This is a genomic window from Yinghuangia soli, assembly GCF_021502675.1.
GTDB lineage: Bacteria > Actinomycetota > Actinomycetes > Streptomycetales > Streptomycetaceae > Yinghuangia > Yinghuangia soli.
Genome location: NZ_JAKFHA010000002.1, coordinates 457,570 through 471,480, shown reverse-complemented (window position 1 = coordinate 471,480; position 13,911 = coordinate 457,570). Strand labels below are relative to the sequence as shown.

At 70.7% G+C, this 13,911-nt stretch carries 10 protein-coding genes; 6 read left to right on the top strand and 4 right to left on the bottom strand.

Features of this window, described 5'->3' with window-relative positions; translation table 11 throughout:
* Window positions 1-78 precede the first annotated feature (78 nt).
* Complete coding sequence (locus LZ495_RS06320; RefSeq protein WP_235050965.1) at window positions 79-2,952, top strand: bifunctional glycosyltransferase/CDP-glycerol:glycerophosphate glycerophosphotransferase; 2,874 nt, start codon at window positions 79-81, stop codon at window positions 2,950-2,952.
* Window positions 2,949-4,103 carry a glycosyltransferase gene (locus LZ495_RS06315; RefSeq protein WP_235050964.1) on the top strand — a complete coding sequence of 385 codons (1,155 nt, stop codon included), beginning with the start codon at window positions 2,949-2,951 and terminating at the stop codon, window positions 4,101-4,103. The genes LZ495_RS06320 and LZ495_RS06315 overlap by 4 nt, the downstream gene beginning before the upstream one ends.
* A 43-nt stretch (window positions 4,104-4,146) precedes the next feature.
* Here the strand turns inward: LZ495_RS06315 and LZ495_RS06310 are convergent, their stop codons facing one another.
* From LZ495_RS06310 to LZ495_RS44670, 4 genes are all read right to left on the bottom strand, one after another.
* Window positions 4,147-6,213 (bottom strand): phage holin family protein, encoded by a 2,067-nt coding sequence (locus LZ495_RS06310; RefSeq protein ID WP_235050963.1) that lies wholly within the window; start codon window positions 6,211-6,213, stop codon window positions 4,147-4,149.
* A gap of 47 nt (window positions 6,214-6,260) precedes the next feature.
* Window positions 6,261-7,700, bottom strand: a complete 1,440-nt coding sequence (locus LZ495_RS06305; protein WP_235050962.1) for a PIG-L family deacetylase — start codon at window positions 7,698-7,700, stop codon at window positions 6,261-6,263.
* 78 nt (window positions 7,701-7,778) lie between these two features.
* Window positions 7,779-8,480: a glycosyltransferase family 2 protein gene (locus LZ495_RS06300; RefSeq protein ID WP_235050961.1), complete on the bottom strand. Its 702-nt coding sequence runs from the start codon at window positions 8,478-8,480 to the stop codon at window positions 7,779-7,781.
* Window positions 8,473-9,018: a DUF2304 domain-containing protein gene (locus LZ495_RS44670; protein WP_235050960.1), complete on the bottom strand. Its 546-nt coding sequence runs from the start codon at window positions 9,016-9,018 to the stop codon at window positions 8,473-8,475. Before LZ495_RS44670 ends, LZ495_RS06300 begins: the two co-directional genes overlap by 8 nt.
* A gap of 341 nt (window positions 9,019-9,359) precedes the next feature.
* On the opposite strand from LZ495_RS44670, the gene glf reads away from it, so the two are divergent.
* The 4 genes from glf to galE all read left to right on the top strand — a co-directional run bounded on the left by glf (window position 9,360) and on the right by galE (window position 13,873).
* Window positions 9,360-10,535 carry a UDP-galactopyranose mutase gene (gene glf / locus LZ495_RS06290; protein WP_235050959.1) on the top strand — a complete coding sequence of 392 codons (1,176 nt, stop codon included), beginning with the start codon at window positions 9,360-9,362 and terminating at the stop codon, window positions 10,533-10,535.
* A gap of 48 nt (window positions 10,536-10,583) precedes the next feature.
* Window positions 10,584-11,495: a glycosyltransferase family 2 protein gene (locus LZ495_RS06285; RefSeq protein WP_235050958.1), complete on the top strand. Its 912-nt coding sequence runs from the start codon at window positions 10,584-10,586 to the stop codon at window positions 11,493-11,495.
* A gap of 69 nt (window positions 11,496-11,564) precedes the next feature.
* Window positions 11,565-12,911, top strand: a complete 1,347-nt coding sequence (locus tag LZ495_RS06280; protein WP_235050957.1) for a lipopolysaccharide biosynthesis protein — start codon at window positions 11,565-11,567, stop codon at window positions 12,909-12,911.
* Window positions 12,908-13,873: a UDP-glucose 4-epimerase GalE gene (gene galE, locus LZ495_RS06275; RefSeq protein ID WP_235050956.1), complete on the top strand. Its 966-nt coding sequence runs from the start codon at window positions 12,908-12,910 to the stop codon at window positions 13,871-13,873. Before LZ495_RS06280 ends, galE begins: the two co-directional genes overlap by 4 nt.
* The last annotated feature ends 38 nt before the right edge of the window (window positions 13,874-13,911 follow it).

The window sequence follows — 13,911 nt, the reverse complement described above, 5'->3', positions numbered from 1 at the left end:
TCGTCGCTATACCCTCGGCACCTGGCCGCGCCGCCGTCGAACGGCTACATCTTGGTGCACTTCGCAGGAGGTAGTCGCGTGTCAGCGAACCGGATCCCGGACGTCACCGTCGTCGTCGTGGTGTACGACGACGCCGAGCGGCTGCCGATCGCCGTCCGGTCCGTGCTCGCCCAGACGCTGGACAACCTGGAGATCCTGGTCGTCGACGACCACAGCCCGGACGACTCGTACGCCGTGGCCCAGGCACTCGCCGCGGAACACCCGGGCAAGATACGCGCGATACAGCTCCCCGAGAACAGCGGCAGCGGCGGCGGCCCCCGGAACGCCGGCATCGAGGCGGCCCGCGGCCGCTACCTGATGTTCCTGGACAGCGACGACACCCTGGACCGGCACGCCTGCCTGAGCATGCTGGCGGCCGCCGAGGAGACCGGCGCCGACCTCGTCTCGGCCCGCGTGGTGCGCGTGCACCAGGACAAGCGCAACAAGGTCACCCAGTGGCATCCGTGGCTCTACGAGACCTCGCGGGTCATGGACTCCGTACTGGACGAGCCCGACCTGGTCGTCTGGGACACGCTGTCGACCAACAAGTGCTACCGCCGCGACTTCCTGCTCGGCAAGGAACTGCGCTACCCGACCGGCGTCGTCTACGAGGACCTGCTGTTCGCGGCGGAGGCCTGGCTGGCCGCGGAGCGCATCGCGATCATCCCGAACATCATCTACTACTGGAACGTCGTCGAGCGGACCGATCGGCCCTCGGTGACCAACCGCCGGCACGAGATCAAGAACCTGCTCGACCGGCTGGAGATCCACCGCCGCATCGACGCCCTCTTCGCCCGGCAGGGCGAGCAGGCCGGGCACGAGCTGAAGGTCCGCAAGGACACCAAGTTCCTGAAGCACGACCTCGTCCTGCACGTGCGCGACCTGCCGCACCGCGACGAGGAGTACCGCGGGCAGTTCGCCGACGCGGTCGCCGACTACCTCGACCAGATCGAACCCGAGGCGTACCAGAACGTCGGCACCATGCACGGCGTCTGCGCCCTGCTCACCGCGCGCCGCGACTGGGACGACCTGCTGCCGGCCGCGGACAGCCTGATGAACCCCGGCAAGGCCACCGTGCCGCTGCACGTCGAGGACGGCCGCGTCTACTGGTGCGACCGGTACCTGGACAGCGCGTGGCACCGCGAGCTGCTCGACGTCACCGAACTCGGCTTCCACACCATGCCGTTGCAGGAGCTTTCGCTCGGCAACCGGCTCACCCGGCTCACCGTCGAAGGCGACGAGATCCGGTTCTCCGGCAGCGTCGCCAACGTCCTCGGCCGGATCCCCGCCGACGCCGAGCTCACCGCGGTGCTGCAGATCCACCCGCGGCGCGGCATGCTGCGCGGCCGCGGCATCGAGGTCCCGGTCACCCTGCGGCACGCGGGCGGAACCGTCGAGTGGGAAGCGGCCGCGGAACTGGGCCGCCGCGTGCACCCGGTGGGCGTGCTCGACAAGGTGTGGGACGTCCGCTTCCGGCTCAAGGTCGACGGCACCGCCACGGTCAGCGGCCTGACCATCGGCGACGTCCCGCTCGACGGCGTGCGCGTGCCGGTGCTGCCGATCACCGGCCCGATCTCCGCGGACCGCTTCCAGGCGGTCGGCGGCAAGCGCGGCGAACTGGAGTTCTGGCTCGACCAGGAGTCCGCCGCGGCGCGCCGCTCGCACGAGTTCGTGCACCGCTTCGTCAACTCGCCGAGCGGCGAGACCACGCTGCGCCGCGCGGTGGCCGCCCGCAGCCTGGGCCGCAAGCTGACCGGCCCGAAGACCAAGGCCAAGGCGTACGCCAAGCTCTTCATGAAGCTCCCGATCCGCAAGGGGACCGTGGTCTTCGAGAGCCATATGGGCAAGCAGTACAGCGACAGCCCCAAGTACATCTACGAGGAAATGCGCCGCGCCGGCGTGCCGTTCGAGGGGATCTGGTCCTACAGCGGCAAGCCGACCGGCTTCCCCAAGGACGCCAAGCTGGTCCGCCGCGGCTCGCTGGAGTACTACCGGGCGCTGGCGCAGGCCGAGTTCTGGATCGACAACCAGGGCTTCCCGCGGGACATCCTCAAGCGCCCCGAGACCACGTACATCCAGACCTGGCACGGTTCGGCGCTGAAGAACATGGGCGACGACGTGCCCGCCGAGAAGCGCCGCACGCAGGCCCAGCGCGCCGCGACCCGCCGTATGCTCGACCGCTTCGACTACTTCGTCACCCGCTCGCAGCACGATGCGGACACCCTGGTGCGGGCCTTCGGCCTGCGCGCCGAGGTGCTCCCGATCGGCTATCCGCGCAACGACGCCCTGGTCGACCGGGGCGCCGGCCTGGCCGCCGAACTGCGCGAACTGCGCACGAAGCTGCGCCTCGACGACGACCGCCGCGTCCTGCTGTACGCCCCCACCTTCCGGCAGGACGACAACGGCGCCGTCGAGTTCGAGATGCCGTTCGACCTGGAGCGCTTCGGCCGCGAATTCGGCCGCGACTGGATCCTGCTGGTGCGCACGCACTACCTGGACCAGTTCTCGGTCCCGCCCGGTGCCCGGGACTTCGTACGGAACGTGTCGGGGGTGCACGACATCACGCCGCTGCTGCTGACCGCCGATGCGCTCGTCACGGACTATTCGTCGGTGATGTTCGACTACGCGCTGCTGGACCGCCCGATGTTCTTCTACGCCTACGACTACGAGGCGTACACGCAGCACGAGCGCGGCACCTACTTCGACCTGCGCGAAGCGGCCCCCGGGCCGTTCACCCGCGACGAGGACGAACTGTTCGCCGCGCTGCGGGACTTCGATGCGGCGCGCGACGACTACGCGGACGCCCGCCGGGACTTTGTCCGGCGGTTCGGCGAATTCGACACCGGAACCGCGGCCAAGGCGCTCGTGCAGCGCTTCTTCCCGACCGGCCCGGCCACGGAGGAGGGGCGATGACGACCAGCGGCGGACGCAACGTCTACATCGTGTGCAACAGCGTCGACGAGATGGGCGGCCTCACCCGCTGGGCCGACCACATCGCCCGGCTGCTGGCCGCCGCCGGCCACCGCATCGAGATCATCGGCATCACCCCGGCCGGGACACGTGCCGACTACGGTGCCGAACTGCCGTACACCACCCGCACCTTGTACACCGAGCACCCGCCGCCCGCCTGGCGCGCGCGGCGCCCGTGGCAGCACGCCAACCTGAAGGCCCGGGCCCGGCAGATGAAGCGCGACGCGGGCATGCGGGCCGCCGCGGACGAGCTCACCCGGGTCTTCCGCGCCGCACCCGCGGACTCGGTGATCGTGGTCGCGCAGGTCTGGGCGATGGAATGGGTGGCGCTCGCGGACACCGCGGGGCTGCCGGTCGTGGCGATGTCGCACGAGTCGTACGAGGCCACCCGCGCCTCCGGCCGCTACGCCCGGGTCAAGCGCTTCTTCGCGAACGCGGACCGCCTGCTGCTGCTCACCCACGAGGACGCCGACGCCTGGGCCGTGGACGGCCTCACCAACGTCGGCTACATGCCCAACCCGATGCCGCTGGAGCCCGCCGAGCCGGCCGACGGCAGTGCGAAGACGGTGGTCAGCCTGGGCCGGCTGTCCTACGAAAAGGGCTACGACCTGCTGCTGGACTCCTGGGCCCGGATCTGCGGCCGGCACCCGGACTGGACGCTGCGCATCCACGGCACCGGCGGCGAGGAGGCGAACCTGCGCAAGCAGGCCGCGGACCTCGGCATCGCGGCGAGCGTCGACTTCGCCGGCCAGACCTCCGACGTCGAGGGCGCGCTGAAGGCCGGCTCGGTGTTCGCGCTCGCCTCCCGCGCCGAAGGGTTCCCGCTGTCCCTCCTGGAGGCGATGGCCTGCGGGCTGCCGTCGGTGGCCTTCGACTGCGCCCCCGGGGTCCGCGAAATCGTCCGGGACGGCGTGGACGGCCTGCTCGCGGTCACCGGCAACACCCGGCAGTTCGCCGACCACTTGGACGCGCTGCTGTCCGATGCGGACCGGCGCGCCGAACTCGGCGCACGGGCCCGCGCGGACGTCGGGCGCTTCTCGCCCGAGGCGGTCGTGGCGCGCTGGGAGAAGGTCTTCGACCTGGTCCACCGCTGACGCCCGGGTGTCCGGCAGGCCGCTGCGGCCCGCCGGACTCCGGTCACGCGCAGCGCTGGTCGGCCGTCGCCTCGGGGGCGGGGGCGATCGGCGCCCCGGGAGCCGGGGCGGGGACCACCGCGAAGTCGTAGCCGCAGGCGCCGATCGGGCTGAACAGCACCTCCAGGTCGACCCCGGGGGAATCCCGGCGGATCTCCTGCAGGGTCCGGAGCGTCACCGGGTCGTCGGTGAAGTAGCGCAGCGGCTTGCCGCCCTGGTCGGCGATACGCGCCCGCAGTTGCTCCGGGGTGTCCTGCGCGCCGCGGGTCGGCCATGACGGCCAGGACTTGCCGTACGTCCGCGACAGGGCGCCGGTCCACTGGTTGCCGAAGTAGTTGCGCTGCCAGTCCTCGCCGCTCAGCTGGACCACGTTCGCGCGGTCTTCCGGGGAGGGCTTGGCGGGCAGGGCGTCCAGGACGGCGGCCACCGCCTCGGCCGGCCCGGGATGGGCCATCTTGCCCCGCTCGTAGGCCTCGCCCCAGCTCATGGTGCCTGGCGGCTTGCGCCACACCGGCCGGTCCGGGCCCGCGGTCAGCAGGAACGCGACGCCGATGCACGGGACGAGCGCCAGTGCGGTCCACGGCCCGGTCGCGACCGCCGCGATGCCGGTCCGGCCGCGGCGCCCCCACGCCGGCACCACGATGCGGGTCGTGCCGAGTGCCACCAGCGCCACGATGATCAGCTGGTGCAGGACCTTCTCGAAGTAGTAGCTGGTCTCGTCCAGGACGAACGACTGATACAGGTACAGCCCCGCTCCCGCACCCGCGGTCAGCACGAGCCAGATACCGGCCGTGCGCCGGACCGGATGCCGCCATGTGCGGCGGGCCGCGAACCCGATGCCCACCACGAACAGCAGCAGGTAGAGCAGGTGGCGGTTGACCGGGCTGATGCCGCCCATGGCGTTGAGCTCTTCGGCCTTGCTCTCGCTCAGGTTGACGACGATCGGCAGCGCCACCAGAACGGCGGTCGCCACCGCGGTCACGGCGGCCCACCACCGGATTTCGAGCACGCGCGTGCGGTTCGCGGCCAGCCAGTACAGCGTCATGAGCCCGGCCGCGGGCAGGAACAGGTAGTAGGTGAACGCGATGGACACCAACAGTGCGGCGAGCAGCAGCAATTGCTCGCGGCTGCGCTGCACCGGGCGCATGGTGAGGGCGGCGAACACCGCCAGCAGGCCCAGTCCGGCGAACTCGCTGAAGAACCCGCGCAGGAACATCGCGGTGGCGTCGCCGAAGAACAAGTAGGCGGCCGCCGCGACGGCGACCGGCAGGAACCGCCAGACGGACGCGGACGGGCCGGCGACCCAGCGGATCCCCCACACCACGGCGAGGCACAGCAGCGCCAGCGACGCCGCGTAGAAGAAGATGTACAGGTCGACCGAGGCCCCGGTGCCGACGCGGCCGGTCGACGACCACACGAAGTTCTCCAGCACCGCGGACACCATGTGGCTGCCCTGCGGGTAGGCCAGGAAGTTCTCCTTGACCGTCACCGCCAGGTCGGCCTTGTTCTGGAAGGTGTAGCCGCCTACTTCGCGGATGCCGTCGATGATGAAGTAGTGCCGGGTCAGGTCCTCGCCGGCCACCACCAGGGACAGCCGGCCGACCGCGTCCCGGGTCAGGAACGGGATCGCCAGGAGCACGCTGAAGCCGGCCCAGACGGCCAGCGTCATCAGGTCGGGCAGGCCGCCGGCGCGGGCGGATTCCGGGCGCCGCCCGGTCGCCAGCGCGATGCCGAGCAGGATCGTGAACCCGGTCCCGGCCAGTGCCACGGGATGCAGCCCCCACGGCCATACCGAGGCGGCCAGGGTGAACAGGCAGGTCGCCGCGACCAGCAGGACGCCCGCGAACACCAGGCGGTCCAGCATCGTGCGGCCGCCGCGCAGCAGCGACGCGGTCGCGACGAGCATGAGGACCGGCAGGATCACCGCGGCCTTCAGCGCGTACGCCGCGACCGGGACCAGCCAGCACAGCAGCAGGACCACGAGGACCCGCACCCAGTGCGCGCGGCGTCCCGGCCCGGTGCCGGCCGGGGCCTGGACGCGCGCGTCCGGCAGTTCCTTCAAGACAGTCACCGGCTAACCTGTTCAATCCACTCGACGGGCTCGGACGGACCTGGCACTCACGCTAGCGGGCGGAAATCCCACCGCCGCGCGGCGCCCCCGGAGGCCTGGACCAGGGTCGGCGTACCGCCCTCGGTGCGGACTGCCAAGGCCAGTCCGGAATGCGCGAACACCAGCTCGTGGCCGCCCTCGGCGGTGCCGTGCAGCCGCACGGACTGGTGCGGCTCCAGGTCGGGCGTGCCCATGGCGGGAGTACGCAGCGGCTCGCGCGCACCTGCCGGGATCTCCAGGCACAGCCCGTCCGCGGAGAAAAGCGCCCAGCCGCGCCGCACCGCTTGCACGACGACGCGGTGCGATGCGGCGGCGGAGGCTGCCTCCACGGTCGCCGCGGACCCTGGCGGGCCTGCGGGCAGCGCCAGTTCGAGGCCGGTCTCGCGGTTCACCACCCGGTAGGCCTGGCCGATGACGGGTGCCGGCCGCGCCGCGCCGTCCAGGCGAGCGGGCAGCGGGATGACCAGGTCGCCGGTCCAGGCCGCATCGACCTGGTACAGCCGTTCGAGCCACGGGTCGTAGGCCTTGTTCGAGGCCGCGTCCGAGTCGTGCTCGGTGTACTTGTGGAAGTACTTGGCCTTGAGCTTCGCCTGGGCCTTGGCGAGGTTTGCCGGAGCGCCGTCGATCGTGTAGTCGCGGAAGTAGTTGATCTGCGGCGCGCCGGGCCGGCCTTCGAACGCGAATATGACCAGCCGGGACACCGCGATGTGGTCCTGGTGGAAGCCGCCTTGGGCGTCCGGCGTGCCCTGCAGGTCGGCGGTCGGGTCCAAGGTGTTGAGCACCGTGGGCCGGTACTCGGCGACCACCTCGTGCAGGTACCGCACGAGCGCGTCGCGGTTCACCTTCTGCTCGGGGAACGTGTCGCCGGGCCGCGTGGCGATGGTCTTGTTCTCCGCGTACAGCGCCCACAGGCGCTCGGCGCCCAGCGGCGTCTTGCGGAACCCGTCGGGGATCCGGGTCTCCAGGATGGAGACGTTGTCGCCCAGCTTCCACAGCGTGGCCTGCACGCCGCCCGCCGCGTAGGGCTCGAACCGCCACTCCGAGGGCTTCCGCCCGAGGGCCAACGCGTAGGCCTGCCGGACGCCTTCCTCGCGGTCCTTCATGTACTGCGGGTACTTGCGGTAGTCCGAGGCGACGAAGTACATCGAGCGCACATGCGCGCCGGACTGCAGGTCCTGGATCAGGTTCGGGCTGAGGAAGAGCAGGTCGTCGTCGTGGTGCGCGACCACGTTGAGGACCCGGTCGCCCGGCCGGGGCGGCACCGCCGGATCCGGCTGCGCGCCGTCCCCGTCGTCCGCGCAGCCGGCGAGCACCGCGGAGAGCGGAAGGGCGGCGCCGAGTGCGGCGAGCACGGTCCGGCGGGCCGGGCGGAACGCCGCATCGCCGGTGCTGCCGGGGCGTCCGCCCGAATCCCCCTGGCCGTACGGCGGTTCGAAATGCGCTGGCAAGTGGATCTCCTGGCGGCACGACGTGCCCGGTGGGGCGGTTGGCGGCGGCGCTCCGCCCACCGGGACCGCGGCGTGGCCTTACCGGCGGTTGAGGGCGAGCAGAAGCGTCATGATCGCGCGGCCCAAGTAGATCATCGCGCGGGCCGGGGACTGGCTCGGCGTACCGCCGGCGCGGGGGCGCATCGCCACCGGCACCTGCTCGATCTTGTAGCCGAGGCGGATCACGCGCACCGTCGTCTCGACCGTGTCGCCGAGGTACTCGACCGGGTACCAGGACGCGAACAGCTCGATGAGGTCGCGGTTGCAGGCCCGGAAGCCCGACGTGGTGTCGGTCAGCTTGCGCTTCGCCAGCTTCGAGAGCACGAACGACAGCAGCAGCATCGACCACTTGCGCGGGCCGCGCACCGTGTAGTCGCCCTCGCCGGCGAACCGGGCGCCGATGACCAGCGCCGACTCGTCCAACCGATCGACGAGCTTGGGCAGGTACCGCGGGTCGTGCTGGCCGTCCGCGTCGATCTGCACCGCGACGTCGTAGCCCTGGGTCTTCGCGTACAGGTAGCCCAGGCGCATCGCGCCGCCGACGCCGAGGTTGTACGGCAGCCGCGTGACCGTCGCGCCCGCTTCCCGGGCTATGTCGGAAGTCCGGTCGGTCGAACCGTCGTCGACCACCAGGACGTCGACCTCCGGGAGGACGTCGATGATCTCCCGGACCGTGTCGCCTATCGACTCGGCCTCCTCCCAGGCCGGGACGATGACCAGGACGCGCTTCCCATTAATCATTGCTGTGTTCCCGCTTCGACATCTCGGTCTTGATGAGGGCGACTTCCTCCGCCAGCGTGCGGGTCTCTTCCTCGAGCCGGGACGCCTCCCAGCTCAGGTGTATGCAGACCAGCAGCAGGAAGACGATGCCGAGGAACAGGACGAGGCTGATGCCGTAGGCCACGCCCACACTCGACGCGATGCCGTCGAGCAGCCGCGGGAAGAGACCGAGGGGAACGATCACGATCCCGACGCTCAGCCACAGCACCGCGTATTTCTCGCGGAGTTGTCGTCGCCTCAGCAGCTCGAAAATGAACACCAGTACAAGCAAGCCGGTAACGGCCGTCAGAACAGTGAGTCTCATCACATACTCGGTATCAGGTGATCGGGCCGCAGGCCCCGGCTTCGGACATCGGCCCGCGACGGGCCGCTGGACCCCAAGGCCGGCAATAGGCGGCCGCGGGTACGGATCATTCGGGTTGTTGCAGCGTCCCGGCCCGCGTGACGGGCCGACCGCGATCAACAGCGATGCAGTGCTGATCGGGATGTTGCGCTTCACCGACCGGCCCATGATAGTTCCCGGCGAGCGTCGCGGAACACCCGGCGGAACACCTGGAACCAGCCATCACAGGAGTTCTTCGCCGTCCGGGCACCCGCAGCCACCGGCGCACGCACTGCGCAAATGGCCCGGGAACTCACAAAATCGGGCTTACTTCCCTCTGCTTACCCCCGATCACAGCCGCAACAAATGCCGCGCACTCTCCGGCGGGGCCGCCCGGAGAAGTCCGCGGCGCACCGAACTCCCGCTGCCCACAATGCGTGATCGCATACTCGCTCTGCGAAGTCATTGCGCGTCCGGAGGCGGGGCCATCCGGGCGGGCAAAGCGATACCCTCGTCCGGTGAACTTCGCCGACTATGACTTGATCGTGGTGGGGTCCGGCTTCTTCGGGCTGACCATCGCGGAACGCACCGCCAGCACCTTGGGCAAGCGCGTGCTCATCCTGGAACGCCGCGATCACCTGGGCGGCAACGCGCACTCCGAGGCCGAACCCGAGACCGGTATCGAGGTGCACCGCTACGGTGCGCATCTGTTCCACACCTCGAACCAGCGGGTCTGGGACTACGTGAACCAGTTCACCGCGTTCACGTCCTACCAGCACCGGGTGTTCAGCATATTCGAGGGCCGGGTTTACCCGATGCCCGTGAACCTGGCCACCATCTGCGAGTTCTTCGGCCGCTACATGACCCCGACCGAGGCCCGCGAGCTCGTCGCGGAGCAGGCCGCGGAGATAGCCGGCGACGAGGCCGCCAACTTCGAGGAGAAGGCCGTCTCCCTCGTGGGCCGCCCGCTCTACGAGGCGTTCTTCCGCGGATACACCGCGAAGCAGTGGCAGACCGACCCGAAGCAGCTGCCCGCGGCGACGATCACCCGCCTGCCGGTGCGCTACAACTTCGACAACCGCTACTTCAACGACACGTACGAAGGCCTCCCGGTCGACGGCTACGCCGCCTGGCTGGAGCGCATGGCGGACCACGCCAACATCGACGTGCACCTCAACGTCGACTTCTTCGACGTCCGGGACCAGCTCCCGGAGGGCATCCCGGTCGTCTACACCGGCCCGCTGGACCGCTACTTCGACTACGCCGAAGGCCGACTCGGCTGGCGCACCCTCGACTTCACCCAGGAAGTCCTGCCGGTCGGCGACTTCCAGGGCACGTCGGTCATGAACTACGCGGACGAGAACGTCCCGTACACGCGCATCCACGAGTTCCGGCACTTCCACCCGGAGCGGGACTACCCGGCGGACAAGACCGTCATCGTGCACGAGTACTCGCGCTTCGCCGAGGCCGACGACGAGCCGTACTACCCGATCAACACCCCCGACGACCGCGACATGCTGGTCAAGTACCGCGAGCTGGCCAAGAAGGAGACCGCCACGCGCGGTGTCCTGTTCGGCGGGCGCCTGGGCACCTACCAGTACCTGGACATGCACATGGCCATCGGGGCGGCACTGAGCACGTTCGACAACAAGATCGCGCCGTACTTCACCGACGGAACCGCCATCTCGGACTGATGCGGCCCGGCACCTTCCCGACCACCCTCTAGAAAGGCCCCGCTCGACATGGCGACGATCGACATCATGCTGCCGTACTACGGCGACGTCGGCCTCATGCAGGCGACCGTCCGCAGCGTCATCGCCCAGACCGACCCCGACTGGCGTCTGACGGTCGTGGACGACGGCTACCCCGACGACAGCATCCCGGGCTGGTTCGAGTCGCTCGACGACAAGCGCATCCGGTACTTCCGCAACGAGAAGAACCTGGGCGCCAACCTGAATTACCAGAAGTGCATCGGCATGGCCGAGTACGACCTCATGGTGATGATGGGCGCGGACGACCTCCTGCTCCCGCAGTACGTCGCCGCGGTCAAGGCCGCGTACGCCGCGTTCCCCACGGCCGGCATCATCCAGCCGGGTGTCGAGGTCATCGACGGCGACGACAAGGTCTCCAACAACCTCGTCGACGCCACCAAGAAGCGCATCTACATGCCGAAGGTCCACGGCCGGCGCGTGCTGGGCGGCGAGGCCCTGGCGCACAGCCTGCTGCGCGGCAACTGGCTGTACTTCCCGTCGCTGGTCTGGCGCACCGACATCGTCAAGGAGGTCGGCTTCCGCTCCGGCCTCGACGTGGTGCAGGACCTGGCCCTGGTGCTCGACCTGGTCATGCGCGGCGAGCACATGATCGTCGACGAGACGGTGTGCTTCCAGTACCGCCGCCACGCGGCGAGCGACTCCTCGTGGCGGGCCATGGCCGGCACGCGCTTCATCGAGGAGCGCAACTACTTCGTGGGCATCTCCGAGGAAATGGAGGCGCTCGGCTGGAAGCGGGCCGCCCGTGCCGCGCGCTTCCACGTCTCCTCGCGCCTGCACGCCCTGACCCGCATCCCCGGTGCGGCGAAGAGCAAGCACAAGGTGGGTCTGAAGAACCTCTCGCGGCACTCGTTCGGACCGAGCAAGCGCATCCACGAGTCCTGACCCGCCCGGTACACCTGACCCACCGCGTCGGCTCCGCGTCGGCCCCTCCCGAGAAGTGAGACCGAGCGAATGCGTCGGTTGTTCGGCTCCTCCACGCAGCTCGCCGCCGGGCTGGTGCTGATCGGTGCCGCCGGGTACTACCTGCTGGCGGTCGCCGGACGCAGGCTCGACGCCGCCGACGCGAGCGCGGTCGGCATGCTCTACCTGCTCGCCAACGTGGTGGGTCCGGGCATCGCCATCCCGCTCGAGCAGGAGACCAACCGTGCGGTGAGCGAGGCGCGGGCGCGGGGACTCGCGCAGCGCACCGTCATCCGCCGCATGTGCGGGCTCGGGGGCCTGCTCATGGCCGCGGCGGCGGTGATCGTCGGCGCGGCCTCGCCCTTCCTGGTGTCGGGGCCGCTCCGGGACAACTGGGGCCTGCTGCTCGCCCTGATGGTGTGCATCGCGACGTACGGCACGCTCGCCCTGGTCCGGGGCGTGCTGGCCGGGCGCCGGCAGTACACCGGCTACGCGGTGACGCTGGTGCTCGAAGGCGCCACCCGGCTGCTGCCGCTGGTGGCGCTGGACCTCGCGGGGGTCGCCGACGCGACGCTCTACGGCCTGGTCTTCGCGTGCGGCGGGGCGTTCGCGATGGCCGGCGGGTTCCTGTGCCTCAAGCGGCCGGCGCCGCAGGATGCGGCCGAGGCCGGCGCGGCGGCCCCGGCCGCCGGGTCGGGGGAAGCGCCGAGCACGCGGACGCTCGGCGCCGGGCTGACGCAGCTGCTGGGTGCGTCGCTGCTCATGCAGGCGATGGCGAACGTCGCACCCATCGTGGTCAACGGCCGGATCACCGAACAGGCCGCGCTGGCCGCGGTGGTGACCCAGGCGTTCGTCCTCGCGCGCATCCCGCTGTTCCTGTTCAGCCCGCTGCAGTCGGTGCTGCTGCCGTCCCTGGTGGAGAGCGTCGAGCGGCACGACCGGGCGGGCGTGCAGCGCCGCGTGCGGACCGTCCTCGCGGTCATCGTCGGCATCGGCCTCGCCGGCGTCGTGGGGACGGCGGTCCTCGGTCCTTACATCCTCCGGGTGTTCTTCGGCGCCGAGGCCGAACTGTCCCGAACCTCCTTGGCGGCGCTGGCGCTCGGCACGGTGGGCCTCATGGCGATGCAGGTCCTGCAGCCCGCGCTGGTCGCCGCGCACCGGCACCGGTGGGTCACCTGGTCGTGGGCGGCCGGCGCAAGTGCCATGGCAGCGCTCCTCTTCCTGCCCGGCGACGCGGTGTTCTGGGCGGTCACCGCGCAGATCGCCGGACCGGTCGCCTCCATCGCGGTGGCCGGCATCGGGCTCGCCGCCTACCTGCGCGACGACCCCGCGGCGGACCGCGGCCGGCCGGTCGGCGGAGCTGCCGCACAGCCGGCCGGGGATACGATCGACGCATGAAGTGGCTCGTCACCGGCGGCGCCGGTTACATCGGTGCACACGTTGTCCAGGCGATGCTGGCCGCCGGCGAGTCGGCCGTCGTACTGGACGACCTCTCCACCGGTGCGCGCTCGCGGGTCCCGGACCACGTGCCCTTCGTGGCCGGCTCGGTGCTCGACAGCGCCGTGCTGGCCGAGGTGTTCGCCGCGCACGAGATCGACGGGATCGTGCACGTCGCGGGCAAGAAGCAGGTCGGCGAATCGGTGGCCCGGCCGCTGTATTACTACGAGGAGAACGTCGGGGGCCTGCGCACGCTCCTGTCCGCCGCAGTCGAGGCCGGCGTCCGGCGCTTCGTGTTCTCCTCCAGCGCCGCCGTGTACGGCATGCCCGACGTCGACCTGGTCGACGAGGACTGCCCCTGCCGGCCGATGAACCCGTACGGCGAGAGCAAGCTCGCCGGCGAATGGCTCATCCGGGCCACCGCGGCCGCGCACGGCATGGGATACGTCTCGCTGCGCTACTTCAACGTGGCCGGCGCCGCCGCTCCCGAGCTCGCCGACGCGGGCGCGTTCAACCTGATCCCGATGGTGTTCGAGAAGCTCGCCGCGGACCGGTCGCCGACGATCTTCGGCGCCGACTACCCGACCCCGGACGGCACCTGCATCCGCGACTTCATCCACGTCGAGGACATCGCCGAGGCCCACGTCGCCGCCGCGCAGCGCCTGGCCGCCGCACCGGACACCGCCCTGACGCTCAACGTCGGCCGCGGCGAAGGCACTTCGGTACGCGAGGTGGTCGGCCTCATCGGCCGCATCACCGGACGCACCGACCTGCCGCCGGTCGTCGTGGACCGCCGCCCCGGCGACCCCGCCCAGGTCGTCGCGCGGGCCGAGCGCATCGCCGCGGAGCTCGACTGGAAGGCCCGGCACGGCATCGAGAGCATGATCGAGTCCGCCTGGGCGGGCTGGCAGCTGCGCGACTGACCTCCCCCATCACCGCGGAAACGGCGCCGGGCCCGTAC

Coding starts and splice junctions, on each gene's coding strand:
- LZ495_RS06285 (WP_235050958.1), top strand. CDS start 10,584: ATGGCGACGATCGACATCATGCTGCCGTACTACGGCGACGTCGGCCTC.
- LZ495_RS06300 (WP_235050961.1), bottom strand. CDS start 8,480: ATGATTAATGGGAAGCGCGTCCTGGTCATCGTCCCGGCCTGGGAGGAG.
- galE (WP_235050956.1), top strand. CDS start 12,908: ATGAAGTGGCTCGTCACCGGCGGCGCCGGTTACATCGGTGCACACGTT.
- LZ495_RS06315 (WP_235050964.1), top strand. CDS start 2,949: ATGACGACCAGCGGCGGACGCAACGTCTACATCGTGTGCAACAGCGTC.
- LZ495_RS06280 (WP_235050957.1), top strand. CDS start 11,565: ATGCGTCGGTTGTTCGGCTCCTCCACGCAGCTCGCCGCCGGGCTGGTG.